26 protein-coding genes are annotated in these 23,839 nt (G+C 33.2%); 18 read left to right on the forward strand and 8 right to left on the reverse strand.

Annotated features, from left to right (window positions below; genetic code table 11):
• Positions 1–24: 24 nt before the first annotated feature.
• The 5 genes from BXU10_RS10545 to BXU10_RS10565 form a co-directional block, all read right to left on the reverse strand.
• Complete coding sequence (locus tag BXU10_RS10545; RefSeq protein WP_078227292.1) at positions 25–2,763, reverse strand: outer membrane protein assembly factor; 2,739 nt, start codon at positions 2,761–2,763, stop codon at positions 25–27.
• Positions 2,696–3,436 (reverse strand): isoprenyl transferase, encoded by a 741-nt coding sequence (locus tag BXU10_RS10550; protein WP_078227293.1) that lies wholly within the window; start codon positions 3,434–3,436, stop codon positions 2,696–2,698. Before BXU10_RS10550 ends, BXU10_RS10545 begins: the two co-directional genes overlap by 68 nt.
• A 1-nt stretch (position 3,437) precedes the next feature.
• Complete coding sequence (locus BXU10_RS10555; protein WP_078227294.1) at positions 3,438–4,121, reverse strand: DUF6089 family protein; 684 nt, start codon at positions 4,119–4,121, stop codon at positions 3,438–3,440.
• A gap of 173 nt (positions 4,122–4,294) precedes the next feature.
• A complete protein-coding gene (locus tag BXU10_RS10560) occupies positions 4,295–5,182 on the reverse strand; it encodes an NAD kinase (protein ID WP_031454470.1) in 888 nt (295 codons plus the stop codon).
• A gap of 84 nt (positions 5,183–5,266) precedes the next feature.
• Positions 5,267–5,926: a CBS domain-containing protein gene (locus BXU10_RS10565; RefSeq protein ID WP_078227295.1), complete on the reverse strand. Its 660-nt coding sequence runs from the start codon at positions 5,924–5,926 to the stop codon at positions 5,267–5,269.
• 116 nt (positions 5,927–6,042) lie between these two features.
• Here BXU10_RS10565 and BXU10_RS10570 point away from each other — a divergent pair, with 116 nt between their 5' ends.
• The 8 genes from BXU10_RS10570 (at position 6,043) to BXU10_RS10605 (ending at position 13,136) form a co-directional block, all read left to right on the forward strand.
• Positions 6,043–6,756 carry a pyridoxine 5'-phosphate synthase gene (locus BXU10_RS10570; protein WP_078227296.1) on the forward strand — a complete coding sequence of 238 codons (714 nt, stop codon included), beginning with the start codon at positions 6,043–6,045 and terminating at the stop codon, positions 6,754–6,756.
• A 24-nt stretch (positions 6,757–6,780) separates the two neighbouring features.
• The gene (locus tag BXU10_RS10575) at positions 6,781–7,545 is read left to right on the forward strand and encodes an alpha/beta fold hydrolase (protein WP_078227297.1); all 765 of its coding nucleotides are present in this window, start codon (positions 6,781–6,783) and stop codon (positions 7,543–7,545) included.
• Between the two features lie 48 nt (positions 7,546–7,593).
• On the forward strand, positions 7,594–7,941 hold the full coding sequence (locus BXU10_RS10580) for a phage holin family protein (protein WP_031454474.1): 348 nt from the start codon (positions 7,594–7,596) through the stop codon (positions 7,939–7,941).
• Positions 7,942–8,053: 112 nt separating this feature from the next.
• Positions 8,054–9,379 (forward strand): trigger factor, encoded by a 1,326-nt coding sequence (locus tag BXU10_RS10585; RefSeq protein WP_078227298.1) that lies wholly within the window; start codon positions 8,054–8,056, stop codon positions 9,377–9,379.
• Between the two features lie 313 nt (positions 9,380–9,692).
• A complete protein-coding gene (gene clpP, locus BXU10_RS10590) occupies positions 9,693–10,367 on the forward strand; it encodes an ATP-dependent Clp endopeptidase proteolytic subunit ClpP (protein ID WP_078227299.1) in 675 nt (224 codons plus the stop codon).
• A gap of 153 nt (positions 10,368–10,520) precedes the next feature.
• On the forward strand, positions 10,521–11,753 hold the full coding sequence (clpX, locus tag BXU10_RS10595; protein WP_078227300.1) for an ATP-dependent Clp protease ATP-binding subunit ClpX: 1,233 nt from the start codon (positions 10,521–10,523) through the stop codon (positions 11,751–11,753).
• 134 nt (positions 11,754–11,887) lie between these two features.
• Positions 11,888–12,487 carry a hypothetical protein gene (locus BXU10_RS10600; protein WP_078227301.1) on the forward strand — a complete coding sequence of 200 codons (600 nt, stop codon included), beginning with the start codon at positions 11,888–11,890 and terminating at the stop codon, positions 12,485–12,487.
• Complete coding sequence (locus tag BXU10_RS10605) at positions 12,471–13,136, forward strand: murein L,D-transpeptidase catalytic domain-containing protein (protein ID WP_078227302.1); 666 nt, start codon at positions 12,471–12,473, stop codon at positions 13,134–13,136. Before BXU10_RS10600 ends, BXU10_RS10605 begins: the two co-directional genes overlap by 17 nt.
• Before the next feature lie 148 nt (positions 13,137–13,284).
• Here BXU10_RS10605 and BXU10_RS10610 read toward each other — a convergent pair whose 3' ends face one another.
• Positions 13,285–14,250 carry a GlxA family transcriptional regulator gene (locus tag BXU10_RS10610; protein WP_078227303.1) on the reverse strand — a complete coding sequence of 322 codons (966 nt, stop codon included), beginning with the start codon at positions 14,248–14,250 and terminating at the stop codon, positions 13,285–13,287.
• A 130-nt stretch (positions 14,251–14,380) separates the two neighbouring features.
• On the opposite strand from BXU10_RS10610, the gene BXU10_RS10615 reads away from it, so the two are divergent.
• The 8 genes from BXU10_RS10615 to serB all read left to right on the forward strand — a co-directional run bounded on the left by BXU10_RS10615 (position 14,381) and on the right by serB (position 19,025).
• On the forward strand, positions 14,381–14,791 hold the full coding sequence (locus tag BXU10_RS10615) for a VOC family protein (RefSeq protein WP_078227304.1): 411 nt from the start codon (positions 14,381–14,383) through the stop codon (positions 14,789–14,791).
• Between the two features lie 21 nt (positions 14,792–14,812).
• Entirely contained in the window at positions 14,813–15,217 is a 405-nt protein-coding gene (locus tag BXU10_RS10620) for an SRPBCC domain-containing protein (protein ID WP_078227305.1), read from the forward strand.
• Positions 15,218–15,625 carry a DUF1801 domain-containing protein gene (locus BXU10_RS10625; protein WP_078227306.1) on the forward strand — a complete coding sequence of 136 codons (408 nt, stop codon included), beginning with the start codon at positions 15,218–15,220 and terminating at the stop codon, positions 15,623–15,625.
• Between the two features lie 22 nt (positions 15,626–15,647).
• Positions 15,648–16,064 carry an SRPBCC family protein gene (locus tag BXU10_RS10630; protein ID WP_078227307.1) on the forward strand — a complete coding sequence of 139 codons (417 nt, stop codon included), beginning with the start codon at positions 15,648–15,650 and terminating at the stop codon, positions 16,062–16,064.
• 215 nt (positions 16,065–16,279) lie between these two features.
• Positions 16,280–16,687 carry a VOC family protein gene (locus tag BXU10_RS10635; protein ID WP_078227308.1) on the forward strand — a complete coding sequence of 136 codons (408 nt, stop codon included), beginning with the start codon at positions 16,280–16,282 and terminating at the stop codon, positions 16,685–16,687.
• A 2-nt stretch (positions 16,688–16,689) separates the two neighbouring features.
• The gene (locus tag BXU10_RS10640; RefSeq protein ID WP_078227309.1) at positions 16,690–17,127 is read left to right on the forward strand and encodes an ATPase; all 438 of its coding nucleotides are present in this window, start codon (positions 16,690–16,692) and stop codon (positions 17,125–17,127) included.
• 70 nt (positions 17,128–17,197) lie between these two features.
• Positions 17,198–17,638 carry a VOC family protein gene (locus tag BXU10_RS10645; protein ID WP_078227310.1) on the forward strand — a complete coding sequence of 147 codons (441 nt, stop codon included), beginning with the start codon at positions 17,198–17,200 and terminating at the stop codon, positions 17,636–17,638.
• Between the two features lie 157 nt (positions 17,639–17,795).
• Positions 17,796–19,025 carry a phosphoserine phosphatase SerB gene (serB, locus tag BXU10_RS10650; RefSeq protein ID WP_078227311.1) on the forward strand — a complete coding sequence of 410 codons (1,230 nt, stop codon included), beginning with the start codon at positions 17,796–17,798 and terminating at the stop codon, positions 19,023–19,025.
• Positions 19,026–19,183: 158 nt separating this feature from the next.
• Here the strand turns inward: serB and BXU10_RS10655 are convergent, their stop codons facing one another.
• Positions 19,184–19,939 (reverse strand): alpha/beta hydrolase, encoded by a 756-nt coding sequence (locus tag BXU10_RS10655; protein ID WP_078227969.1) that lies wholly within the window; start codon positions 19,937–19,939, stop codon positions 19,184–19,186.
• 38 nt (positions 19,940–19,977) lie between these two features.
• The gene (locus BXU10_RS10660) at positions 19,978–21,486 is read right to left on the reverse strand and encodes a GH3 auxin-responsive promoter family protein (RefSeq protein ID WP_078227312.1); all 1,509 of its coding nucleotides are present in this window, start codon (positions 21,484–21,486) and stop codon (positions 19,978–19,980) included.
• Between the two features lie 233 nt (positions 21,487–21,719).
• On the opposite strand from BXU10_RS10660, the gene BXU10_RS10665 reads away from it, so the two are divergent.
• Together BXU10_RS10665 and BXU10_RS10670 are read left to right on the forward strand one after the other, a co-directional pair.
• The gene (locus BXU10_RS10665) at positions 21,720–22,514 is read left to right on the forward strand and encodes a DUF2797 domain-containing protein (RefSeq protein ID WP_078227313.1); all 795 of its coding nucleotides are present in this window, start codon (positions 21,720–21,722) and stop codon (positions 22,512–22,514) included.
• Positions 22,515–22,750: 236 nt separating this feature from the next.
• Positions 22,751–23,830 (forward strand): glycosyltransferase family 9 protein, encoded by a 1,080-nt coding sequence (locus tag BXU10_RS10670; protein WP_078227314.1) that lies wholly within the window; start codon positions 22,751–22,753, stop codon positions 23,828–23,830.
• Positions 23,831–23,839: the final 9 nt, after the last annotated feature.

Here is a 23,839-nt window from a genome sequence, read left to right on the forward strand (position 1 = left end):
AAATTTTAACCAAATATCATCTTTTTAAAATTGTTGTCCAATAATAAAGTGAATTTCCTGACCATGAGCTTTGGTTTCACCTGGCTGAGCATCAAAACCATAACCAAAATCAATACCCAATAATCCAAATGCTGGCATAAATACACGTAGTCCAAAACCGGCTGAACGATACAAATCAAATGGGTTATAATTTTTAAATCCATCATATGATGCACCTGCTTCTAAAAACGTTAAAGCATAAATAGATGCTGATGGTTTTAATGTAATAGGATAACGTAATTCCATTGAGAATTTGTTATAAATGGTTGCTCCTACTTGCTGTCCATATCTGGAATCTGTTTTGTCAGTAATAATTGGAGTCAAAGAGTTGTTCTCATATCCTCTTAATCCAACTGTTTCCCTGCCATCCATAGAATAGTTAGCCATACCGTCTCCACCTAAATAAAAACGTTCAAAAGGTACAACACCTCTATCTGCATTATAGGCTCCCATGAAACCAAATTCAGTTAATGTTCTTAAAACTAATTTTCCATATACTTTATTATACCAATCTGCTTTAAATTTAATTTTATAATATTCAAGCCAGTTGTATTTTTCCTGATCTACTTTTGCAGGATCAGCTGCTGCTTCCTCTGGAGTACTTACTACATTTCCAGCAGAATCTAAATAACTGTTTTTAGGAATTGTAACTTGGCCAGTAGCATCTGTTTGATCGGCAGTAGTTTTTCGTTTATATTCTTCTTTTTCTCCTAATGATGAATAATCTATACCATTAAACAATGAATAAGGAGGTGTTATTTTTGCTGAAACGCTAAATTCTGAACCATATGTCGGAAATATAGGATTCACTCCTTTATTACTTCTCGTAAGACCAATTGTATAGGCTAAATTTCTTGAAGTTCCATTACCAAAAGTAAAAAGTCCTGTGAAATAATTATTCAAATCATAATGTTGGTAACTTACAGATTGAGATAATACGAAATAATCATCTGGTACACTCAGCCTTTTAGCAAGTCCAAGCTGTAAAGTCAGGATGTTAAAGCTTTGGCTTTTATCTACATTACGACCATAGCTGTAATTAAATTGTTTACTATATGAAATAGATGAACTAAATTGTACTGGTTTTTTTCCTCCAAACCAAGGTTCTGAAAATGATACACTATAAGTTTGGAAATAGGTACTTCCTTGTAAACGAAGGGATACTTTTTGGCCATCTCCCATAGGCAAAGGTTTGTAAGCTTCCTTATTAAACAGGTTTCTTGCCGAAAAGTTATTAAAAGATAATCCTAAGGTTCCTATGAAACCTCCACCACCATAACCACCTTGTAACTCTACTTGGCTAGAACCTTTTTCAACCAAATTGTATTCGATATCTACTGTTCCTGATGCGGCATCTACATTTTTAAATTTAGGATCAATTGCTTCAGGATCAAAAAATCCTAATTGTCCTATTTCACGAATGGTTCTTACTAATAGTTCTTTACTATATTTTTCACCAGGTTTTGTTCTTAGTTCACGATAAATAACACGATCGTTTGTTTTATCGTTTCCAACGACTGATATTTTGTTGAAATAAGCAATTGGTCCTTCTGTAATCCTAATTTCAAAATCAATGGTGTCATTAGCAGTTTTTACCTCAACAGCATTAATATTTGAAAACAAATATCCATTGTTTTGGTATAAGTTAGTAATGTCCTCACCATCTGGTTTAGTCTTATCTGCGATTCTTTTTTCTAATAAAACTCCGTTGTATGTTTCTCCTTTTTTGATTCCTAAATAACGATTAAGTTGTTGATCAGAATAAACGGTATTTCCTAAAAATTTAATATTTCCGAAGTAATATTTGTTTCCTTCTTCTAAATTAATTTTAATGGCAAGCATGTTCTTTTCTTTATTATAGGTGACAGAGTCATATATAATACGTGCATCACGATATCCTTTTTCTTTATAGGTTGCAATAACTTTTTCTAAGTCAGTCTTGTATTTTTCAGGAATAAATTTTGAAGCTTTCAGTACACGAAGGATATTTCTTTGTTTGGTATCTTTCATAGCGCTTCTCAACTTACTGTCTGTGAATTGTTTGTTGCCTATGAAGTCTATACTGCTAATCTTAACCTTATCTCCTTTGTCTACACGAACGAGCATATTAACATTGTTGCCTGCAGTAGTGTCAGGAGTAGTTGTAATAGTAACTTTTGTTCTATAAAATCCTTCTTTTTTGTATTTGTTTTCGATGTAATTTTTTGTAGTAGTGATTAAATTTTCATTTACAATCTTGCTCTTTGTCAGATTGTTATCTTTTATTAATCCTTCGACTTTACTCTTTTTAATACCAACAAATTTTACTTCATTTAATTTCGGAAGCTCAACTATATTTAAGTCTAAATAGATACTGTCATTTTCTACCTTATTTACGTAAAAAGTTATTTCATCAAAAAGACCAAGTTTTCCTAATTTTTTGATTGCACCACTAATTTCTTCACCAGGAACAGTGATTTCCTGACCTTTTTGCAGACCTGAAAATGTTACAACGGTTTGTTCATTGAAGCTTATTTTACCAACAACAGAGACTTTTGCAAGAATGTATTTTTTTCCCTGATCAAAAGGAATTCTTTCTTGTGCTTTAATTTGAGAAAAACTACCCAAAATAAACAGGGTAAGTACTATTTGTATTCTTTTTTTTAACACTAAAATATTATTTAATTTGTTCACTGGTTTTTCCAAATCTACGTTCTCTTTTTTGATAACTAATGATAGCCTCATATAAATGTTGTTCTTTAAAGTCTGGCCAGAGTACCTCAGTAAAATATAATTCTGCATAGGCAATTTGCCATAGCAGAAAATTACTTATTCTGTGTTCTCCACTTGTTCGTATTAATAAATCTACGTCAGGTAAATTTTGCGTGTAAAGATGCTCATTTATAATTGAATCGTCAATAGTGTCTAATGAAATTATATTATTTTTAACTTTATCACTGATGATTCTTACGGCATTTACTAATTCTTCTCTTGATCCGTAACTTAAGGCTAAAGTTAGTGTTAAACGGGTGTTGTTTTTTGTTTTATCGATGACATCCAATAATTCTTTTTGAGCAGATTTTGGTAACTTATCAAGATTTCCAATAGCATTAAGTTTGATATTGTTTTCTTGTAAAGTAGTAAGCTCTTTTCTTAATGAATTTACAAGTATTTTCATCAATGTTTGTACTTCTAATTTTGGGCGATTCCAGTTTTCTGTAGAAAAAGCATATAAAGTTAGAAACCCAATACCAAGTTTAGCACATGTTTTAATGGTTTCTTTGACTGATTTGGTGCCATTTTCATGACCAAAAGCACGAAGAAAGCCTTGTTGTTTTGCCCAACGACCATTTCCGTCCATAATAATGGCAAGATGTTGGGGTAAGTTTGTTTTATCTATGGATTCTAATAAATTCATTTTATTCTGCGCAATAGCAAGGTTTTTGTCCAAAGGTATATGTCAATGTTACTCCCGTAAAAACATACCAGTCATTATTATTTAAATTACCAAAACGATTATTAGTAAAGGAATCATTTTCAGGATTGCTTCCATCTATGTTGTCTGTAAGAGTATATCGTGCTCCAATTTCAGCTGCTAAAACAAAATGACGGCTAATGTTTGATTTTATTCCTAATATTATAGGTATAGCAAAAGAACCGGATGCTTTGTCTTTTTCAGTTATTCCATTTTCTATATATAATTCATCATATCTAAAATAATTGATACCTGAAAATATATAAGGTGTAATTTTGGTGTCTAAGTCATGTAAATTAAAGTCGAAGAAATTGAATTCTAACCCGGCAGAAAGTTCTTTTACGTTATTTTTAAAGTTGAAACCTCTTTTGTTTCGACTTGATTCTTCTGATTTTGAATCATTACCAGTTACCGTTGATTGGGTATAAGAAAAGCGATAAGAATGGCGTGGACTTTTGTTCCATTTGTATAATATCCCAAAAGCAAAATTTTCAGGAGCAATATAAGTGGTTCTTCCAACGTCTCCTACGAAGTTGCTTCCGCCTAAAAAAACACCAATCTCATTAATTTGAGCATTCAGCGTAATAAAGGGGAAAAAACATAACAATAAATTAAAAATTTTCTTCATTTAATTAAAAATTGCGTGCAAATATAATAATTATCACTACTAATCAACGTTCCTTTAGTTAAATGTGTCTTTTTTTAGATTTACCTTATGATTTTGAGACATTTAATGAACATTAGATATGTGCAAAACGAAAAAAAGTACTCATATCGTATAGTCGGAATTCGCAAAAGACTTTAATTTCTTTTATCTTCTCCCCATAGTAATTTTTTCCTGAGTGTTTTTAAGAAAGTTTCTCCCGGAATTTCAACCATTTTAATTTTAAAATCTGTTTTTTTAATGGTTAAAACAGATTCATTTTTAATGGATGCAATTCTGGAATCCAGAGAAACTAAATATTGGTCTTCTCTTCCGGAAACACGAAGTTTAATTTCGGTATCATCAGGAATGACTAATGGTCTTGCGTTTAAATTATGTGGTGCTATTGGTGTAATTACCAGACTTTTTACATCAGGAGTTAATATTGGTCCGCCGCAACTGAGTGAGTAACCTGTTGATCCCGTTGGTGTTGAAAGAATAAGTCCGTCTGCCCAATAAGAGTTTAAATATTCGTTATTTAAATAGGTTTCGACTGTAATCATCGAAGTCGTATCTTTTCGGCTAACAGTGACTTCGTTCATGGCGAAATTTAAATCATCTTCGATAGCATCATTTTTAGGATCGCAGGTAAGGCTTAATAAGGTTCTTTCAGAGATGGTGTAATTTTTATCAATTACAAACTGTAAGAAGCTATCAATACTCTCTTTTGGCACCGTAGCCAAAAAACCTAATCTTCCGGCATTGATTCCTAAAATTGGTACTCCTGAATTACGAGCCAGACTCGCTGCTCTTAAAATAGTTCCATCGCCACCAATGCTGAGCAGCATTTCGAAGCTGTTATCAAGTTTTGTTTTTGCAGAGAAAGTTTTGTATTCTTTTTTTATTAATTGTTTCTCATAAAGCATGTTAAGAAAGTTTTCTTCAATGACCATTTCGACATTATTGTTGTTAAAAAACACAAAAATATCCTTGATAATGGGTTCGGTACTGTTTTGATAATATTGTCCGTAAATTGCTACTTTCATTTTTTTGAATTACATAATGAGAAAACTAGATAATGTGCTAATGCGAAAATCTATTGACTCATTTTCTGATTGCCGTATTAAGGATTATATATTAAGGTATTTGTCTAAATAGTCAGAACGCTCTTTTAAACTGTTAATATAGGTGTCTTCCTGATGTTCTGAAATAATTTCGTAATTGTATCTTCTAAAAGTCTGAATGATTTCGTTCATTGGTCCAACGCCAATTTTTATTGTAATGTGAACATTTTCTAAATCGGCTTCGGATATAAAGCAACCCAGGATTTTACCATTATTGCTTTCTACAATTTGCGTTACCTGAGCCATAGAATAATCTAAAAGGCCTTTTTGAACAATAATGATCCCTCCTTGTTCTTTTAAAAATGGGGTCTCCTGAAAAAATTTCATGATATCTTCCATTTCATAATATCCAATATAAGAATTGTTTTCATCAAGTACCGGAATAACATTAGTATGGTTTTTGGCGAAAATCTCTAAAACATCCAGCCAAATCATTGATTTTCTGGCGAAAAATCGCTCTAATGTATATTTGTAGTCAATAATTTTCTTATCAAGATCAAAAGTTTCAATATCATCAGAAGCAATGCTTCCTATAAAGGTTCCGTTTTCTAAAACCGGGAAATGAGAAAAACTTAATTCAGCAAAAAAATCCTGAACTGATGCTATCGTTTCCTGACTGTCGATTGCTCTAAAATCGTTTGTGATATAGTTGGTAATTTCTGTCATAAGTGGTTTGAAGATATTTGATGCAAAATAATCAAAAAATAGCAAAAAACGCTACGTTTTACTTTGTATTTTTGTCTTTACAAATATAATGTTACTAGAATTAATAATCTATTTATATGACAAAGTTAAGTGTAAATATTAATAAAATTGCTACTCTGAGAAATGCACGTGGAGGCAATGTACCTGATTTATTAAAAGTTGCCACAGATATTCAGAATTTTGGTGGTCAGGGAATCACCATACATCCACGTCCGGATGAGCGCCATATTCGTTATCAGGATGCTCGGGATTTAAAAGCAATTGTTACAACAGAATATAATATTGAAGGAAATCCACAACATAATTTTATTGATTTGGTATTGGAATGCAAACCGGATCAGGTAACATTGGTTCCCGATGCAATTGGTGCCATTACCTCGTCTGCCGGATGGGATACTATAAAAAATCAGGCGTATTTAACCGAGGTTATTCAGGAATTTCAAAGAAACGGGATTCGAACTTCAATTTTTGTTGATCCGGTTTTGGAAATCATAGAAGCAGCAAAAAAAACCGGAACAGACAGAATCGAATTATACACAGAAGCTTTTGCGCATCAATATGATTTGGGAAATAAAAACGGAATCGATCCTTATGTAAAAGCTGCAGAATTAGCAAATGAATTAAGTTTGGGTATTAATGCAGGACATGATTTAAGTCTTGATAATATTCAGTTTTTTAAACAAAATATTCCGGGATTATTAGAGGTTTCTATTGGTCACGCCTTAATTTCAGAAGCACTTTATCTTGGCTTGGACAACGTGGTAAATATGTATCTAAATAAGTTAAAATAATTCTTCAGAATAAAAAAAATAAATATGCTTTACTCAAAAATAGAAGGCGAAGGAAAACCATTTGTTATTATGCATGGTTTTCTGGGGATGTCAGATAACTGGAAAACACTTGCCGGACAATATGTAGAAGCCGGATTTCAGGTTCATATTTTAGATTTAAGGAATCACGGACGCAGTTTTCATTCGGATGAATGGAGTTATGAAGCCATGGTTCAGGATGTGTTCGAATATTGTCAGGCAAATCAATTGTCAAATATTGATATTCTCGGGCATTCAATGGGCGGAAAAGTAGCAATGCTTTTCGCGACTACGCATCCGGATTTGGTTGATAAATTGATTGTAGCCGATATTGGACCAAAATTCTACAAACAACATCATCAGGATATTTTAGCGGGATTAAATGCTGTTGATTTTTCTGTAAAGCCAAGCCGAAATGATGTAGAAGAAATTGTAGCACAATACGTTCCTGATTTTGGAACACGTCAGTTTTTATTGAAAAATTTATATTGGAAAGAGCTTGGTCAATTGGCTTTCAGGTTTAATCTTCAGGTTTTTAATAATAATCTGGATGCTATAGGAAAGCCTTTGGCGGAAGGTTTGGTTTTTGATAAGCCGGCTTTGTTCATTCGTGGCGGAAATTCAGGTTATGTTTTAGATACGGATATTGATCATATTTTGGAACATTTTCCGGATTTAAAAATAGAGACGATTCCTAATGCAGGACATTGGCTTCATGCTGAAAACCCTAAAATGTTTTTTGAGCTCACTAGTGCATTTTTGAAATCTTAATTTAATAATTTTAAAACTTTTAATTGAATTTTTAAACCAGAAAAAACCATGAAATTATTACTTAGACTCTTCGTTACTGCAGCTTTGGTTGTATTGTTATCAAACCTTTTGTCCGGGGTTCACGTTGCTAGTTTTGCTACCGCCGTAATTGTTGCAGTAGTTTTAGGATTGCTGAATATGTTTATAAAACCAATTTTGGTTCTCCTGACTCTTCCTGTGACAGTTGTGACTCTTGGTTTGTTTTTACTCGTTATCAATGCTGTTATTATTTTGTTGTGTACCAAAATAGTTGGAGGTTTTGCAGTCGATTCGTTTTTGACAGCATTAATTTTCAGTGTTATTTTGTCTGTACTGCAATCTATAACTTATAAAATATTAGGAGACGATAAAAAATAAAAATGCGAAGTACTCTAAAAACGCTTCAAATACAATACATTAAAAACTTGGTTGGGTTGCAAAAATTTTATAATTTTGCAACCCAATTTTATTATGTAAATTAAAGAAGAAGATGGATATTAAAAGAGTAGCAATAGACGCTGTAAACGAGACAATTGTATTGAACGTTGTTCATATGGATTACAAAGGTCAGGTAGCAAAAAGAATAAACGAAAAATTGCCTTTGGCACAAGTTAAAGGATTTAGAAAAGGACAGGTGCCTAAAGATCTTGTTGAAAAACAATACGGAAAAGGTATTAAACAAGAAGAAATTAAAAAAGTAGTTGATTTGGCTTTAGAGCGTTTTATTCAGTCTGAAAGATTAAATCTTTTGGGTACTCCTATTGCTAAAGAAAATGAAAACTTCGACTGGGATGCTGAAGAGTTAACTTTTGAATACGAAATTGGTTTAGTGCCAAATTTCGAAATTGATTTAGAAGCTAAAAACAATATCGTAAAATATATCGTTACTGCTGATGATAAACTAATCGACGGACAAGTTGAGCGTATCCAAAAACAATTTGGAAAAGCAAACCCTGTTGAAAAAATTACTGCAGATTCTGATGTTACAGGAACTTTCGCAAATGCAGAGAACGGAATTGAAAACAAAACAACTTTATCATTGTCAGTTTTCAAAGATAAAAAAACAGCTGATTTGTTTATCGGTAAAGAAGTTGGGGATGTAGTTACTGTAAATACAAAAGGCTTATTTGAAGATGATCACCAATTAATGGATTACTTAAAAGTAGGTCACGATAATGTACATGATTTAGCAGTTGATGTAACTTTTACAATCGAAGCAATTAATGTTTCTGAGCCAGCAGAATTGAACCAGGAGTTATTTGACAAACTTTTTGGTGAAGGAAAAGTAGCTTCTCTTGAAGATTTGAAAGCTAAAATTAAAGAAGATGCAGAAGCTCAATTCGCACAGCAGGCTGATCAAAAATTATTATTGGACGTTCAGGATTTCTTAATCGAAAACACAAAATTCGATTTGCCGGCTGAATTCCTAAAGAAATGGTTGCAGACTGTTGGAGAGAAAAAACTTTCTGCTGAAGAAGCTGAACTTGAATACACAAGATCTGAAAAAGGTTTACGTTTTCAATTGATTGAAGGAAAAGCAATGGCTCAAAGCAATATCCAAATTACATTTGAAGATTTGAAAGCTTTTACATCAAACGCAATCAGACAGCAAATGGCTCAGTTTGGACAGACAAATCCAACTACTGAAGAAGTAGAAGGAATTGTAGCCAGAGTTTTATCTAACCAGGAAGAAGTAAAAAGACTTTCTGAGCAGGTTGTAGCAGCTAAATTGTTAGATTTGTTTAAAGAAAAAGCAAATCCAACAACAAAAGAAGTTACTTATGATGAATTTATTGCTGCGTCTTACGGAGAATAAATTTAGTCGAAAGTAAAAGTTGTAAAGTCAAAAGTTGTGAAGTAGAGATTTATTAGTTTATTTCTAACTTTAAGATTTTATTCCAGATATTGAAAGATAAAAAATAGTTATATTTGAGCGTCAAAAAGATGATTTTTGACGCTCTTTTTTTAAGTTTTAAGCTTATGGTTTAAATTTTCATTTCATAAATTTCAAAACTTATGAAATATAAAAAGAAGACAAATTGACATCATTTATAAAAAGGTATGAACTTTGTTTGATTCGTTTAAAGTCATTTTCAGACTTTAGACTTTCAAACTTTTAAACTAAAAATATGAACTACGGTAAAGAATTCAAAAAATTTGCTACAAAGCACCAGGGAGTAAACGCCATGTACTATGACAAAATCATAGCGGCAATGAACCCAACTAATATGACTCCATATATTATAGAAGAGCGTCAGTTGAATATTTCTCAATTAGATGTTTTTTCCAGATTAATGATGGACAGGATTATCTTTTTAGGAACAGGTATTGACGATCAAATCGCTAATATCGTTCAAGCACAATTACTTTTCTTAGAAAGTGCTGATGCTTCAAAAGATATTCAGATTTATTTAAACTCTCCGGGAGGAAGCGTTTACGCAGGTTTAGGGATTTATGATACCATGCAGTACATTAAACCGGATGTGGCTACAATTTGTACAGGTATGGCAGCGTCAATGGGTGCTGTTTTATTATGTGCAGGAGCTGCAGGAAAACGTTCTGCATTGCCACATTCAAGAGTTATGATTCACCAGCCTTCAGGAGGAGCGCAAGGTGTTGCAACAGATATGGAAATCAACTTACGCGAAATGTTGAAATTGAAAGATGAATTATATCATATTATTTCACAGCATTCCGGTCAGACTTTTGATAAAGTACATAAAGACAGTGAGCGTGATTACTGGATGAAAGCCGATGAAGCTAAAGAATATGGTATGATTGATGAAGTATTGAGAAGAAGCTAAAAATTAGTTTCAGGTTTCAGATTTCTTTAGTTAATCTGAAACTTAAAAACTTGAAACAAAATTTATAAGATGTAATAAGATACTAAGTTTTTGAGCTTTAAATAACAAAATCTCAGAAACTTAGTATCTTTGCAGCTTAGTAACTTATATAGAATGGCAAAAGTAGTATTAGAATGTTCGTTTTGTGGAAGAAAAAAGCCAGAAACTAATTTATTAATTGCGGGGATTAATGCACACATTTGTGATAAATGTATTGAACAGGCACACGGAATTGTTTTAGAAGAATTAAAATCAAGCGGGAGCTCAAAATTGGTTGGGGATCTAATTTTAAAGAAACCAAAAGAGATTAGAGCTTTCTTAGATCAATACGTTATCGGTCAGGATCAGACGAAAAAAGTGATGTCAGTGGCGGTTTACAATCACTACAAACGTTTAATGCAGCAGCAATTAGACGATGAAGTAGAGATTGAAAAAAGTAACATCATAATGGTGGGGCAGACAGGAACAGGAAAAACATTAGTAGCAAAAACCATTGCAAAAATGCTGGACGTTCCTTTAGCAATCGTTGATGCAACTGTGCTTACAGAAGCAGGTTACGTAGGAGAAGATGTTGAAAGTATTTTGACTCGTTTACTGCAAGCTGCTGATTATGATGTAACCAAAGCCGAAAGAGGAATCGTATTTATTGACGAAATTGATAAAATCGCCCGAAAAAGCGACAATCCGTCTATAACACGAGACGTTTCGGGAGAAGGTGTGCAGCAGGCTTTACTTAAATTATTAGAAGGGACCGTTGTGAATGTACCGCCAAAAGGTGGCCGTAAGCATCCTGATCAGAAATTTGTTGAGGTGAATACTCAAAATATCCTGTTTATTGCAGGAGGAGCTTTTGATGGAGTTGAACGCATTATCTCTAAACGTCTCAATCGTCAGGCTGTTGGGTACTCGACGTCTAAAAATGCTGACAACATAGACAAAGATAATTTACTGCAATACATTATTCCGAAAGACATTAAAGACTTTGGATTGATTCCGGAGATTATAGGTCGTTTACCGGTTTTAACGCACATGGATCCTTTAGACAGAGAAACATTAAGAGCCATTTTAACGCAGCCTAAAAACGCATTGGTAAAACAATATCAGAAGTTGTTTTTAATGGATGAAGTGGAATTTAGTATTACAGATGAAGCTTTAGATTTTATTGTAGACAAAGCATTAGAATATAAATTAGGCGCACGAGGATTGCGTTCGTTATGTGAAGCAATTTTAACTGATGCTATGTATGAATTGCCAAGTTCTGACGATAAAGTTTTATCAATAGATAAAGATTATGCAGAGCATACGCTGAGTAAAAATTTATTGAAGCGTATGGAAATTGCTTCATAATTTAAAATACTATTTTTCTAAAACCTGTTCGTTTATTTGAGCAGGTTTTTTTATATCGAAATACTTAAGCAATGCTTTTCTTTCTTTGTTACAAAAGAATATATTTGGTTTTTATAATCTTTTACTATTAAGATATGATAACTGAAGTTTTAAAAAGTTTGGCATATTTATATTATCCTAAAAATATATGTCCATGGAATCAGCAAGAATTGTACTTAGAAACTTCAGAATATAAAAGACTACAATCAATAATAGATTTTTTTGATTCTGATGAAAGTCAAAAAACACGAAATACTATTAAAGAAGAATTTGGTAAAGATTTGGTTTTGAAAGACTTTCAGGATTTTTCCAGACTGGATTTGCAGGATCGGTGTTATACATTTCTTTTGACTGTTGTTGAAGATGGTGAACTTTGTTCAATCACTTTGTATATGAGTATTTTAATTCCTTATTATGTAGTTAAAACTACAATTCATACTAGTCAAATCTTTATTTCAAAATCAAGGCTTGAAGAATTGGAAAAAGAAAATCAAGATTGTAGAAAAATCAAAGATTTAGCTTTAGATATTGAAAAAATCATAGAAGAAAAGCTGTCATATACCAAATTCCCTGAAGGAATAATGAATAACATTATAGATGATATTAGTTTTCAAGATTCATATTTGGGGGAATTTAAAATGTTTAATGCTTTTTTTAATAACCAAGTTATTTGTCAGGATGAAAACTATAATTAAAAATTATTTAATCTTCGTACTGTTTTGTGTCTTCGGATTTTCTTGTAATAAAGAAAATAAAGTAATGACTGTTTCTGAAAATGAACTGACAAGCGAAATAGTTTCAAAAGAAAAGCCAAGATTTGAAATTAATTATGACAATTATTACAAAGAAGCAAAGCAATATTGTAAGTTGAATAACCTGAATCTGGACAAATTTATTCTGATTGATTTAGGCGTGCATTCAGGTTTGAAAAGATTTTTTATATATGATTTTAAAGATAAAAAAATATCAAAATCCTATATGGTAAGTCATGGCTGTGGTGCCAATGAATGGGGCAGAACGAATTCAAAACTCGATGCACCAATTAGCAATGAATTCGATTCGCATTGTTCGTCGCTGGGCAAATATGTGATTTTAGATCGCGGAGTAAGTCAGTGGGGTATTAAAGTCAATTATATTTTAAAGGGAAAAGATAAATCAAACTCGAATGCAGCAAAACGTGCTATAGTCCTGCATTCCTGGGAAGCTATTCCTGAGAATGAAGTTTATCCAGAGGGGACTCCTGAAGGCTGGGGCTGTCCGGCTGTTTCTAATGAAAGTATGAAGGAAATTGATGAAATACTAAAACAGCATAAAAAAGTTTTGATGTGGATTATGAAATCCTAATCAATTAAGAGGTTTAAGTTTTGAAAACTAAATTTTCTTTTTAGCCCTGATCGAAGCGATATCTTCTGGCTGCGGGGTTCGCAGGCAGAGATATAGCGCAGAGCAGGACATAAGGTTATTGTAAAGACAAATATCTGCTCCTGAAAAATTATCGTACCCTAAATTTTTCTCTGTATTCAATGGGTTTCATGCCTACCATTTTATAAAATACTTTTCTAAAAGCTTTAGGGTCATTATAACCGGTTTTTTCGATAATCTCAGAAATCGAAAGCTGCGTTTGTTCGAGATATTTTTTTGAACTTTCGACCCGTATATTTTGAAGATATTCAATAGGCGGGATGCCGGTGACTTGTTTGAATCGCCGTGTCATGTTTCGGGTGCTGGTAGGAATATCTTTGGTGATTTCTTCTAAGGTTTCAATTGTACTGTATTCGTTTTCAATCTTCTGCTGCAATCGTGCCACTAAACTGTCATTATGTAAATGATTGGGCCTGAAAGTGCTGAAATAGCTTTGTTTGTATCGGTTTAAGTCGATTGAAAATATTTTAGCAATCTGTACGGCGATTTCGTTTCCGCAATATTTCTGAACCAACAAAATCAATAAATGAAAAGTTGAGGTCGATCCGCCGCTGGTGTACAAACTGCCATCTGCAGTAAGTGTTTCTTCGGGTTTTAATTTTACTAAAGGAAAAGCCTTTGTAAACGCGCTGCAGGCATCGACATGTGTGGTGGCGATTTTTTCATTCAGTAAACCTGAAGCGGCAAACAAAAATGCACCGGTGCAAAAACTGGCCAGTTCAGTTCCCGATTGGTGATGCTTTTGTAACCACGGAATGAAATTACAGTTTTTGGCAATCATCTCACCCATATTTTCGGTAGTAAAAGCAGGAATTAAAATCAGGTCTAAACTTTTATTAAATGTTTCGATAGAGTTGACTTCATACCCAAATAATTTTTTTTCATTGATTTGTTCAGCCGACTGGAAAACCATGATTTCAAAAGGTTTTTCAGCTTCTGTGTTCAGTTTATTGGCAGTTTCAAAAACTTCCAGAATGGCTGCTACACTCAGTAATTTGTAGTCATACCCCAAAATTAGCCCTAATTTCTTACTCATAATTTTAGCTTTTACAGTAGTACTAAGATATGGATTTTGTCTTAAATGACCCTAAAGTTGACTTTTATTGTCGTTTAAAACTGGTTTTGAAATTTTAAATTTGTGTCAGATAATTTGTAATTTTATAAATATGGAAACAAAAATTTTCTTAAATCTTCCTGTAAAAGATTTAAATAAGTCGATATCATTTTTTACACAATTGGGTTTTTCGTTTGACCCAAAATTTACAAATCAAAAAGGAACCTGCCTGATAATTGGTGAAAATATATTTGCAATGCTTTTGTTAGAAGAATTTTTTAAAACATTTACTCAAAAAGAAATTTGTAATACAATGGCAAGCACAGAAATGATTGCTGCTATTTCTGTTGAAAGTAGAGAAAAAGTTGATGAAATTATTACGGCTGTTGTTAAAGCTGGCGGTAAACTACACAATGAAGCTAAAGATTATGGCTGGATGTATCAAAGGGATTTTTTTGATTTAGACGGACATCACTGGGAGATTTTCTTTATGGATGAAAGCCAGATTCCGCAAGAAGGCTAATCATTTAATTTGGATATTCATATGATAACGGTACAAACCAGTGTTAATGCAGCAATCGAGAAAGTTTGGGAATTCTGGACGATTCCAAAACATATTCAGAAATGGAATAATCCTACTGATGACTGGCATACACCATTTGTTGAAAATGATGTGAAGGCTGGAGAGAAATTCAAATATACGATGGCAACAAAAGATGGAAGTATTTTTTTTGATTATGAAGGAATTTATACTAAAGTCGACAAATTTTTAGTTATTGAATATCAGCTTGTTGATAACAGAACAGGAAGTGTTCAGTTTGAAATTCAGGATGATATAGTGAAAATTACAGAAATATTTGAACCTGAAAAGACCCATCCTGCAAGTGAGCAAAAACAATTTTGCCAAAGGGTTATTGATAATTTTAAAAAGTATACTGAAGCTAATTAAATGACAAAACAATCAAATAAGAGCAGCGAAGTAACTGAATTTCTGAACGAACTAAATCATCCGTTCAGAAAAGAAATTGAGGAATTGAGAGATCACATTTTAGTATCAAATAAAAATCTGACTGAAAATATTAAATGGAATGCACCAAACTATTGCTTTGAAAATGAAGACAGAATTACAATGAGAATTCAGCCCATGACAACAAAAGTGCAACTGATTTTTCACAGAGGAGCAAAAAAACAGGAGCAGCCAAAAGACAGATTGATTGCCAATAAAAGTAAAATGTTAGTATGGAAAGAAAACGACAGGGCAGTCATAACTTTTAAAAATAGTCAGGAGATTAAAAAAGGAAAAGACGAGTTGGAGAAAATTATAAACGAATGGATAAAACCAACGAAAAATAAGTAAAATTTTAAAACAGAGAACTACAATGATTACAGTAAAAGCAACAATAAATTCTTCAATACAAAAGATTTGGGAGTTTTGGACTTCACCGGAACATATTACAAAATGGAGTTTCGCATCTCCGGACTGGCATACACCTTATGCAGAAAATGATTTGAGAGAAGGTGGCAAATTCAAATCGACTATGGCGGCAAAAGACGGCAGTATGAGTTTTGACTTTGGAGGAGAATATACTTTGGTAAAACAAAATGAATCCATTGAATACATTATGGCCGATGGAAGAAAGGTTGAAATTAGTTTCAATGAAACACCAAACGGCGTAGAAATAATAGAGAGTTTTGATCCAGAAACAGAAAATCCCGAAGAAATGCAGCGCGGAGGATGGCAGGCCATTCTGGATAATTTTAAAAATTACGCAGAAGCTAATTACATTCAAAGCTAGAGCTGGAAAAGGTTCAAAGATTAGCTTAAATTATATGTTTAAAAAAACATTTAAAAACTCAATGTCAGGCTGAGCGGAGTCGAAGCCCTCGTTTTCATAAGCCTTCGACTCCGCTCAGGATGGCAATTGTAAAACTAAAGCCCAAAGTTAAATGAACTTATATCACTTATATGGTAAAAAATAAATAAATATCTAACCAACAAAATTCAAAAAAAATGACAAAACAAATATGGTTGAATCTGCCAGTGAAAAATGTAGCAAAAGCAAAAGAGTTTTTCTGGAAAATAGGTTTTTCTTTTAATGAACAGCATGAAACCCCAACTTCGACCTGTATGGTGGTGGGTGAGGGGCATTTTGTAGTGATGCTTTTTGAAGAATCAATTTTTGAAAGCTTTTCGCAAAACAGTATTACAGATACTAATGCCGGTTCTGAGATTTTGATTTCGATTGATGCTGAGAGCCGTGAAGAAGTTGATGAACTGGCTCAAAAAGTACAGGATGCAGGAGGAACTGTTTTTGGGGCTCCGGCAGAAAGTCAGGGCTGGATGTACGGTTGCGGTTTTTCAGATTTAGATGGCCATCGTTGGAATGTCTTATTTATGGATTTTAGTAAATTATCATAATTATGGAAATATTAGAATTTAAAATCAGAATCAAAGCTTCGCCGGAAAAAATCTGGTCTGTTTTATGGGAGGATGAAACGTATAAAGAATGGACAAGTGCTTTTTGTGAAGGTTCCTATGCAGTAAGCGATTGGAATGAGGGTGATAAAATACATTTCATGTCTCCCGGGGGAGAAGGAATGAATAGTATTATAGAAAAGAAAATTCCGAATGAATATATGGCTTTCAAACATATTGGAGAGATAAAAGATTTTAAGGAATTGCCTCTTAATGAGGAAACAGAAAAATGGAGTGGTTACATGGAAACCTATCGATTAATTCCCGATGACGAATTTACAGATCTGGTTTCTCAGGTTGATGTAATCGAAAAGCATATTGATTATTTTAAAGATGCATTTCCAAAAGGCCTGGAAACGGTAAAAGAACTTGCAGAAAAGTAAATATCAATTGCAATGTCAATATCAAATTGCAATAAGTAATAGAAATAAATAACGATAAAAATATCAAATCATGGTAAAATCAGTAACAACTTATTTAATGTTTAATGGAAATTGCGAAGAAGCATTTCTGTTTTACAAATCCGTTTTTGGAGGAGAATTTCAATATGTTGGAAAATATAAAGATGCACCTGCAGAAGAAGGTGCAGAACCACTTTCTGAGGAAGATTCAAACCGGATTATGCATATTTCGCTTCCAATTGGAGATACGATCTTGATGGGAAGTGACAGTCATCCCAAATATGGAGATGTAGGTTTTGGAGATAATTTTTCAATATCAATCGGCACAGAAACCACAGAAGAAGCAGACAAAATTTTTAGCGGACTTTTGGCTGGCGGAAGGGTAGATATGCCATTGGAAAAAACCTTTTGGAGTTCTTATTTTGGGATGCTCAAAGATAAGTTTGGAGTAAACTGGATGATTAGTCTTGAAGAACCGCAACCCGGAAATTAAAAAAGTTATGTAATTTCAGTATCGAAACATAATTGTTAAATTAATATAGAAAGCACATTCGGAATGTGCTTTTTGTATTCAAAAAAACAAACAATATCCTTTTTTATAAACAATAGATTGCCGATTTTTGTCGCTTCTTAAAATCAATAAAGATAAAATGGCGACAGAAGATAAAGAAATTATTTTATTAAAAGTTTCAGGACACGACAAACCGGGAGTTACAGCTGGTTTAACCACAGTATTAGCAGCTTATGATGCCGTGATTTTAGACATAGGTCAGGCTGATATTCACGATACATTATCTCTAGGGATTTTGTTCGAAATTGAAGCTGGTTCAACTTCCGGACCTGTTTTAAAAGATTTGCTGTTCAAAGCCTATGAATTGGAAGTAAAGGTTAAATTTATTCCTATTTCTGTCGAAGATTACGAAACCTGGGTAAAATCACAATCCAATCAGCGTTATATCATTAATATTTTAGGAGAAAAATTAACCGCCGTACAATTGGCAGCTGTGACTAAAATAATGACAGATCAAAACCTGAACATCAATTCTATCATTAGATTGACGGGAAGAACTTCTGTTGTTGAAAAAGAAGAGTATCCACGTTCCTGCATCCAGTTATCCGTTACCGGCCATATTGTAAACAAGATCGAAATGACGGCTAATTTTATGGCAATTTCCAGAACACTGGACGTTGATATTTCGTTTCAGGAAGATAATATTTACAGACGAAACAGACGTTTGGTTTGCTTCGACATGGATTCTACATTAATCCAGACCGAAGTAATCGATGAGCTGGCTGAACTAAACGGAGTAGGAGAGCAGGTAAGAGCGATTACCGAATCTGCTATGAACGGCGAAATTGATTTCAATGAAAGTTTCAAAAAACGTATGGCTTTGCTGGAAGGTTTGAGCGAAGACGTTTTACAAAAAGTAGCTGAAAACCTGCCCATCACAAAAGGAGCACACCGTTTAATGAAAGCTTTAAAATACTATGGTTATAAAACTGCGATTCTATCAGGAGGATTTACCTATTTTGGAGAATACCTGCAAAAAGAGCTGGGAATCGATTATGTTCACGCCAATCAGTTAGAAATTAAAGATGGTAAACTAACCGGTAAATATATAGGCGATATCGTAGATGGTATCAAGAAAGCAGAATACCTGACTGCCATTGCCGAAAAAGAAGGAATCCACATCAACCAGACCATAGCAGTTGGGGACGGAGCAAACGATTTACCAATGATTAATTTAGCAGGTCTTGGAATTGCTTTCCATGCCAAACCAAAAGTAAAAGAAAGCGCCTCAAATTCGATTTCGAGTTTAGGTCTTGATGGTGTTTTATATTTACTAGGATATCACGACCGATATATTGATATGATGTAATTCATCCTGAATTTTCTCACGCCATTTCTGTCATTCCGAAGAATGAGGAATCTCCGTAAGTAACTCGACAATCAAAATAAAAACAAACCTTAGTCATAAATTTGAGCTAAGGTTTTTTTATGGGCATTTCCTGTAAAAAAGCGCACTGGACTATTCGTTTAATCTTTTAAGAAAGCTAACACATAGTTATTTATTTCTTCTCGCTGTTCTTCATTTGCGCGATTGTCCATGTTATTGTGAATTGTATTTGAAAGTTTTATAATTTTTATGGCAAACTTTTTTTGTTCTTCTATTGTTGGCAAAACACCCTCATCTGCTGGTTGATCACTGGAGCGCAAGGAATAAATTTTCGGTTTATTCGTTCTTGGTAATGCCATTCTTCTATTATCCAGAGTAATTATCTTACTAACAATATTTGGATGTTCCTGTGAAAATAAAGCAGTCATATCACCACCGTTAGAATGGCCAATCAGCGTTATGTGTTTGAAATCTAATTCAGGATTTGTTTTTTTTAATTCATTTATTACAAACAAAATATTTTTAGCACCACTTTCCCAAAATGGGCGTCTTACAACTTGAGGAATTCCGGAAGAAGGAATTAAGCTGTCTGTGGGTAATTCGTGTTGAATACTAACTACGAAATACCCTTTTGAAGCAAGAAAATGGGTTAGGTAAGAATATTTAAGATTTGAATGTGCCTTATTTTGATAATAGCCATGACTGAAAATGACAATTTGTTGATTATTGATTTTCGTATCTGTTTTTGGCAGGAAAAATGCAATTGGAATTTTCCTGTTTCTTTGAGAATCAAACATGTCTAAACTATCTAACCGAACTGCATAATTTTGGCCGTTGATTGATGGGGAACCTGTTAATGCTAAGAAAAATAATATCTGAAAATAAATTTTGTTCATTTTGTTTGTGTTAGGATTCATTTTGTCAATTCAAGAGTTTACATTCCCTTCAACTGCTCCAGATAATCCCTCTGATTCGAAAGCCTCGGAATCTTATGCTGTCCGCCCAATTTATCACGTTCCTTCAGCCAATCGTAAAATAAATTTTCCCTGGCGACATTAATTACCAAAGGATTTAACGTCATATTGTTGTAGCGTTTGGCTTCGTAATCAGAGTTTAAGGTCTGTAAAGTTTCATCTAAAACCTTTTGGAAAAGTCCAACATCTGCCGGTTTTTTCTTGAACTCAATCATCCATTCGTGGGCTCCTTTTTCTTTGTCCTGCATAAAAATTGGAGCAACGGTATAATCAATAACTTCGGTTTGGGTGATTTCGCAGGCTTTGGCAATCGCCTGATCGGTATTTTCAACCATTAATTCTTCACCAAAAACATTAATATGATGTTTGGTTCTTCCCGTAACCTTGATTCTGTATGGGTTTAGTGAAGTAAAACGAATCGTGTCACCAATTAAATAACGCCACAATCCTGAATTGGTCGTAATAACAATTGCGTAATTTTTATTCAGCTCAACATCGGCTAAACGAATTACTTTTTGGTTTGGTGTATCAAAAGTATCCATCGGGATAAATTCGTAGAAAATTCCGTAATCGAGCATCAATAATAAATCGCTGGAATTATTCAAGTCCTGAATTGCGAAAAACCCTTCAGAGGCATTGTAGATTTCGTAGTATTTAAAATCTTTGCTCGGCAATATATTTTTGTATTGTTCTTTATAGGGAGAGAAACTTACACCTCCGTGAAAATAAACCTCAAGGTTTGGCCAGAGTTCTAATAAATTTGATTTTCCTGTATGTTCTAAAACCCTGTTCATTAAAACTAACATCCACGAAGGAACACCGGCAAAACTGGTTACGTTTTCATTTTTGGTTTCGTTGATAATCGCTGCAATTTTGCTTTCCCATTCGGTCATCAAGGAGATTTTATTGCTTGGCGTACTGCTGAATTCGGCCCAAATAGGCATGTTTTCAATTAAAATCGCGGATAAATCACCAAAGTAGGTATTGTTGTTTTCGTAAATCTGGGAACTTCCGCCCAAGCGAAGACTTTTTCCGACAAACAATTCTGAATCTTCGTTATTATTCAAATACATACAAAGCAAATCTTTACTGCCTTTATAATGACAGTTTTCCAGAGCTTCATTGCTTACGGGGATAAATTTACTTTTGGCATTGGTTGTTCCGCTGGATTTGGCAAACCATTTTATAGGAGTTTCCCAAAAAACACCCTGCTCTCCCTGACGTGTACGTTCGATTAGGGGCTGTAATTCTTCATAACCTGAAACCGGAACTCTTTCTGCAAAAGTTTTATAAGAGTTGATTGATGCAAAATCATATTGCTTCCCAATAATTGTGTTTTCTGAAGCCGTCAATAAATTATGCAGCAGTTCTTCCTGAACTTCGTTTGGGTATTTTAAAAAGAGTTCTATTTGGTGTATCCTTTGTTTAAGCACCCAGGAAGCAAAAGAATTTATTATGGATAGAGCCATGAAGAAATTTAGATTTTAAATTCATAATTTTAGATTTCGGATTAATGCCTCTCGCAAAAGCCGGAGATTTAAAATTTGAATATCGATATACAAATACTAACTTTGTCGTTGTATCAAAAATAGTGTTTTTTTATAAAAAACAGTTTATTTGCAACAAAGATTCCCTTTCTTGAATTTAATTTAAAAAAGGAAACAAAAATCCAAACACTACAATTTAAACACTACAATCTCAAATGCAATATCAAGGTGTACTTACAAAAATGCAAACTGAATTTGGAAATCCAGTTCAATATTATCTGGTTTTTGAAGATAGTTTTCTACATATGAACCAATTATTGAATAGCGAAATAGAAATCAGTTTTGAAGGGTATCAATGTTTGAATTGCAGCAAAAAGAAAAAAATATTTCGTCAGGGATTTTGCTATGATTGTTTTTACTCTAGTCCTGCCGTTGGAGACTGGATTATGAGACCTGAACTGAGTACGGCACATTTAGGAATCGCTGATCGTGACCTGGAGTATGAACAAAAAGTACAATTGCAGCCTCATGTTGTTTATTTTGCTGTAGCTAGTGAAATAAAAGTGGGTGTAACACGTAAAACTCAGGTGCCAACCAGATGGATAGATCAGGGGGCAAGTCAGGCAATTTCAATAGTTGAGGTTCCTAACAGGTATCTGGCTGGTATTACTGAAGTCGCTTTAAAAAGTTTCTACACAGATAAAACTAATTGGAGAAAAATGCTTCAAAACCCAACTCAAACTTTCGATTTGATTGCCGAAAAAGTAAAAATAGAAAGTTTAATTCCGGCAGAAGCTCAGGAATATTTTTACAGTCAAAAGAATGATGTATACGATTTACATTACCCTGTTTTAGATTATCCTGTAAAAGTAGCAAGCTTAAATTTGGACAAAACTCCATCGTTTCAAGGAAAGCTTGTTGGAATTAAAGGGCAATATTTAATTTTTGAAAACGGTACTGTTTTTAATGTCAGGGGATCTGAAGGATATTTAGTTACTATTTCAGTTTAACAGATGATTTAAAATATAAATTAAAACACAAAAGCTTTGGGATTTCTCAAAGCTTTTGTGTTTTAATTTATTGATATTTAAAATATTAACATGTGAAAAATGAAACATTTCATTACAATTTTATAATAATTACTTATTGAGAGATTTTAATTTTAAAAATATATACGAATTAGTTTTGTAACAGATTACAAGAAGAATTCATTTTTAAATTACAAATCAGCTTAATTAGTTATAAAATGGGAATTTTAAGTAAAGTAAATGTTGTCAGACGTAGCCTTATGCATAATCTGACTAAGAATATTGGAAGATCAAACACTGAACAAGGGATTACTTTGGTTAATAGAAACGATGTCAAAAGAGTGTTGATTTGCAGACCAAATGCCAGATTAGGGAATCTATTGTTGATTACTCCTTTTGTTCAGGAATTAGAAGAGACGTTTCCAAATTGTAAAATCGATTTGTTTGTAAAAGGTTCTTTATCACCTGTCATTTTTCAAAATTATGGTCAGATATCCAGAATAATAGAATTGCCTAAAAAGCCTTTTAGCAATTTATTAAAATATTTTAGTGTTTGGATTTCCTTAAAAAAGTACAAATACGACATTGCCATAAATGTAGATCACGGCTCTTCTTCTGGTCGATTGGCAACCAAGTTTTCTAATTCTAAATTTAAGTTTTTTGGCGATTTACCTTTTTCTGCCAATTTATATTCTGGCGATTATGCTCATATTGCCAAATATCCAATTTATCACTTTCGGGATTATTTGACCAAATTAGGATTTGAGAAAAAAGATAGTACTATTGCACCTTTAGATCTTAAACTGAATTCTCATGAAATTGCAGCTGGTAAGAAAACATTGGAAAATTTGGTAGAAAACATGAACAAAACAATTTGTATTTTTACTTATGCAACAGGTGCAAAATGTTTATCGGAATCCTGGTGGGAAGATTTTTATGCCAATTTAAAAGCTGAATATAAAAATTATAATATTATAGAGATTTTACCAATAGAAAATGTTTCTCAAATTGGTTTTAAAGCACCTACATTTTATAGTAAGCATATTCGGGAAATTGGCGCTGTTATAGCTAACGCCGATTTGTTTATAGGTGCCGACAGTGGAATCATGCATTTGTCCAGTGCGGTTCTAACGCCAACAGTGGGGCTGTTTTCTGTTTCAAAATTAAAGAAATATGAACCATACGATAATAATAGTATTGGAGTTGATATAAATAATTTTCCGAAACAAGATTATTTTAGAGTTTTTGATACAATTTTAAATAACGGAAAATCAGCCATCTATTATAAAGCGATTTAAAAAGAAAGG

Origin of the sequence: Flavobacterium sp. LM4, assembly GCF_002017935.1 — a bacterium.
Classification (GTDB): Bacteria; Bacteroidota; Bacteroidia; order Flavobacteriales; family Flavobacteriaceae; genus Flavobacterium; species Flavobacterium chungangense.

Bases quoted from the DNA above. Each gene is read 5' to 3' on its own strand.
- BXU10_RS10625 (WP_078227306.1), top strand. From the start codon at position 15,218: ATGACAAAACAATCAAATAAGAGCAGCGAAGTAACTGAATTTCTGAAC.
- BXU10_RS10545 (WP_078227292.1), bottom strand. From the start codon at position 2,763: ATGAGGCTATCATTAGTTATCAAAAAAGAGAACGTAGATTTGGAAAAA.
- BXU10_RS10610 (WP_078227303.1), bottom strand. From the start codon at position 14,250: ATGAGTAAGAAATTAGGGCTAATTTTGGGGTATGACTACAAATTACTG.
- BXU10_RS10635 (WP_078227308.1), top strand. From the start codon at position 16,280: ATGACAAAACAAATATGGTTGAATCTGCCAGTGAAAAATGTAGCAAAA.
- BXU10_RS10605 (WP_078227302.1), top strand. From the start codon at position 12,471: ATGAAAACTATAATTAAAAATTATTTAATCTTCGTACTGTTTTGTGTC.
- BXU10_RS10580 (WP_031454474.1), top strand. From the start codon at position 7,594: ATGAAATTATTACTTAGACTCTTCGTTACTGCAGCTTTGGTTGTATTG.
- BXU10_RS10630 (WP_078227307.1), top strand. From the start codon at position 15,648: ATGATTACAGTAAAAGCAACAATAAATTCTTCAATACAAAAGATTTGG.
- BXU10_RS10620 (WP_078227305.1), top strand. From the start codon at position 14,813: ATGATAACGGTACAAACCAGTGTTAATGCAGCAATCGAGAAAGTTTGG.
- BXU10_RS10600 (WP_078227301.1), top strand. From the start codon at position 11,888: ATGATAACTGAAGTTTTAAAAAGTTTGGCATATTTATATTATCCTAAA.
- BXU10_RS10575 (WP_078227297.1), top strand. From the start codon at position 6,781: ATGCTTTACTCAAAAATAGAAGGCGAAGGAAAACCATTTGTTATTATG.
- BXU10_RS10560 (WP_031454470.1), bottom strand. From the start codon at position 5,182: ATGAAAGTAGCAATTTACGGACAATATTATCAAAACAGTACCGAACCC.
- clpP (WP_078227299.1), top strand. From the start codon at position 9,693: ATGAACTACGGTAAAGAATTCAAAAAATTTGCTACAAAGCACCAGGGA.
- BXU10_RS10570 (WP_078227296.1), top strand. From the start codon at position 6,043: ATGACAAAGTTAAGTGTAAATATTAATAAAATTGCTACTCTGAGAAAT.
- BXU10_RS10645 (WP_078227310.1), top strand. From the start codon at position 17,198: ATGGTAAAATCAGTAACAACTTATTTAATGTTTAATGGAAATTGCGAA.
- BXU10_RS10670 (WP_078227314.1), top strand. From the start codon at position 22,751: ATGGGAATTTTAAGTAAAGTAAATGTTGTCAGACGTAGCCTTATGCAT.
- BXU10_RS10660 (WP_078227312.1), bottom strand. From the start codon at position 21,486: ATGGCTCTATCCATAATAAATTCTTTTGCTTCCTGGGTGCTTAAACAA.
- BXU10_RS10585 (WP_078227298.1), top strand. From the start codon at position 8,054: ATGGATATTAAAAGAGTAGCAATAGACGCTGTAAACGAGACAATTGTA.
- clpX (WP_078227300.1), top strand. From the start codon at position 10,521: ATGGCAAAAGTAGTATTAGAATGTTCGTTTTGTGGAAGAAAAAAGCCA.
- BXU10_RS10550 (WP_078227293.1), bottom strand. From the start codon at position 3,436: ATGAATTTATTAGAATCCATAGATAAAACAAACTTACCCCAACATCTT.
- serB (WP_078227311.1), top strand. From the start codon at position 17,796: ATGGCGACAGAAGATAAAGAAATTATTTTATTAAAAGTTTCAGGACAC.
- BXU10_RS10615 (WP_078227304.1), top strand. From the start codon at position 14,381: ATGGAAACAAAAATTTTCTTAAATCTTCCTGTAAAAGATTTAAATAAG.
- BXU10_RS10655 (WP_078227969.1), bottom strand. From the start codon at position 19,939: ATGAACAAAATTTATTTTCAGATATTATTTTTCTTAGCATTAACAGGT.
- BXU10_RS10565 (WP_078227295.1), bottom strand. From the start codon at position 5,926: ATGACAGAAATTACCAACTATATCACAAACGATTTTAGAGCAATCGAC.
- BXU10_RS10640 (WP_078227309.1), top strand. From the start codon at position 16,690: ATGGAAATATTAGAATTTAAAATCAGAATCAAAGCTTCGCCGGAAAAA.
- BXU10_RS10665 (WP_078227313.1), top strand. From the start codon at position 21,720: ATGCAATATCAAGGTGTACTTACAAAAATGCAAACTGAATTTGGAAAT.
- BXU10_RS10555 (WP_078227294.1), bottom strand. From the start codon at position 4,121: ATGAAGAAAATTTTTAATTTATTGTTATGTTTTTTCCCCTTTATTACG.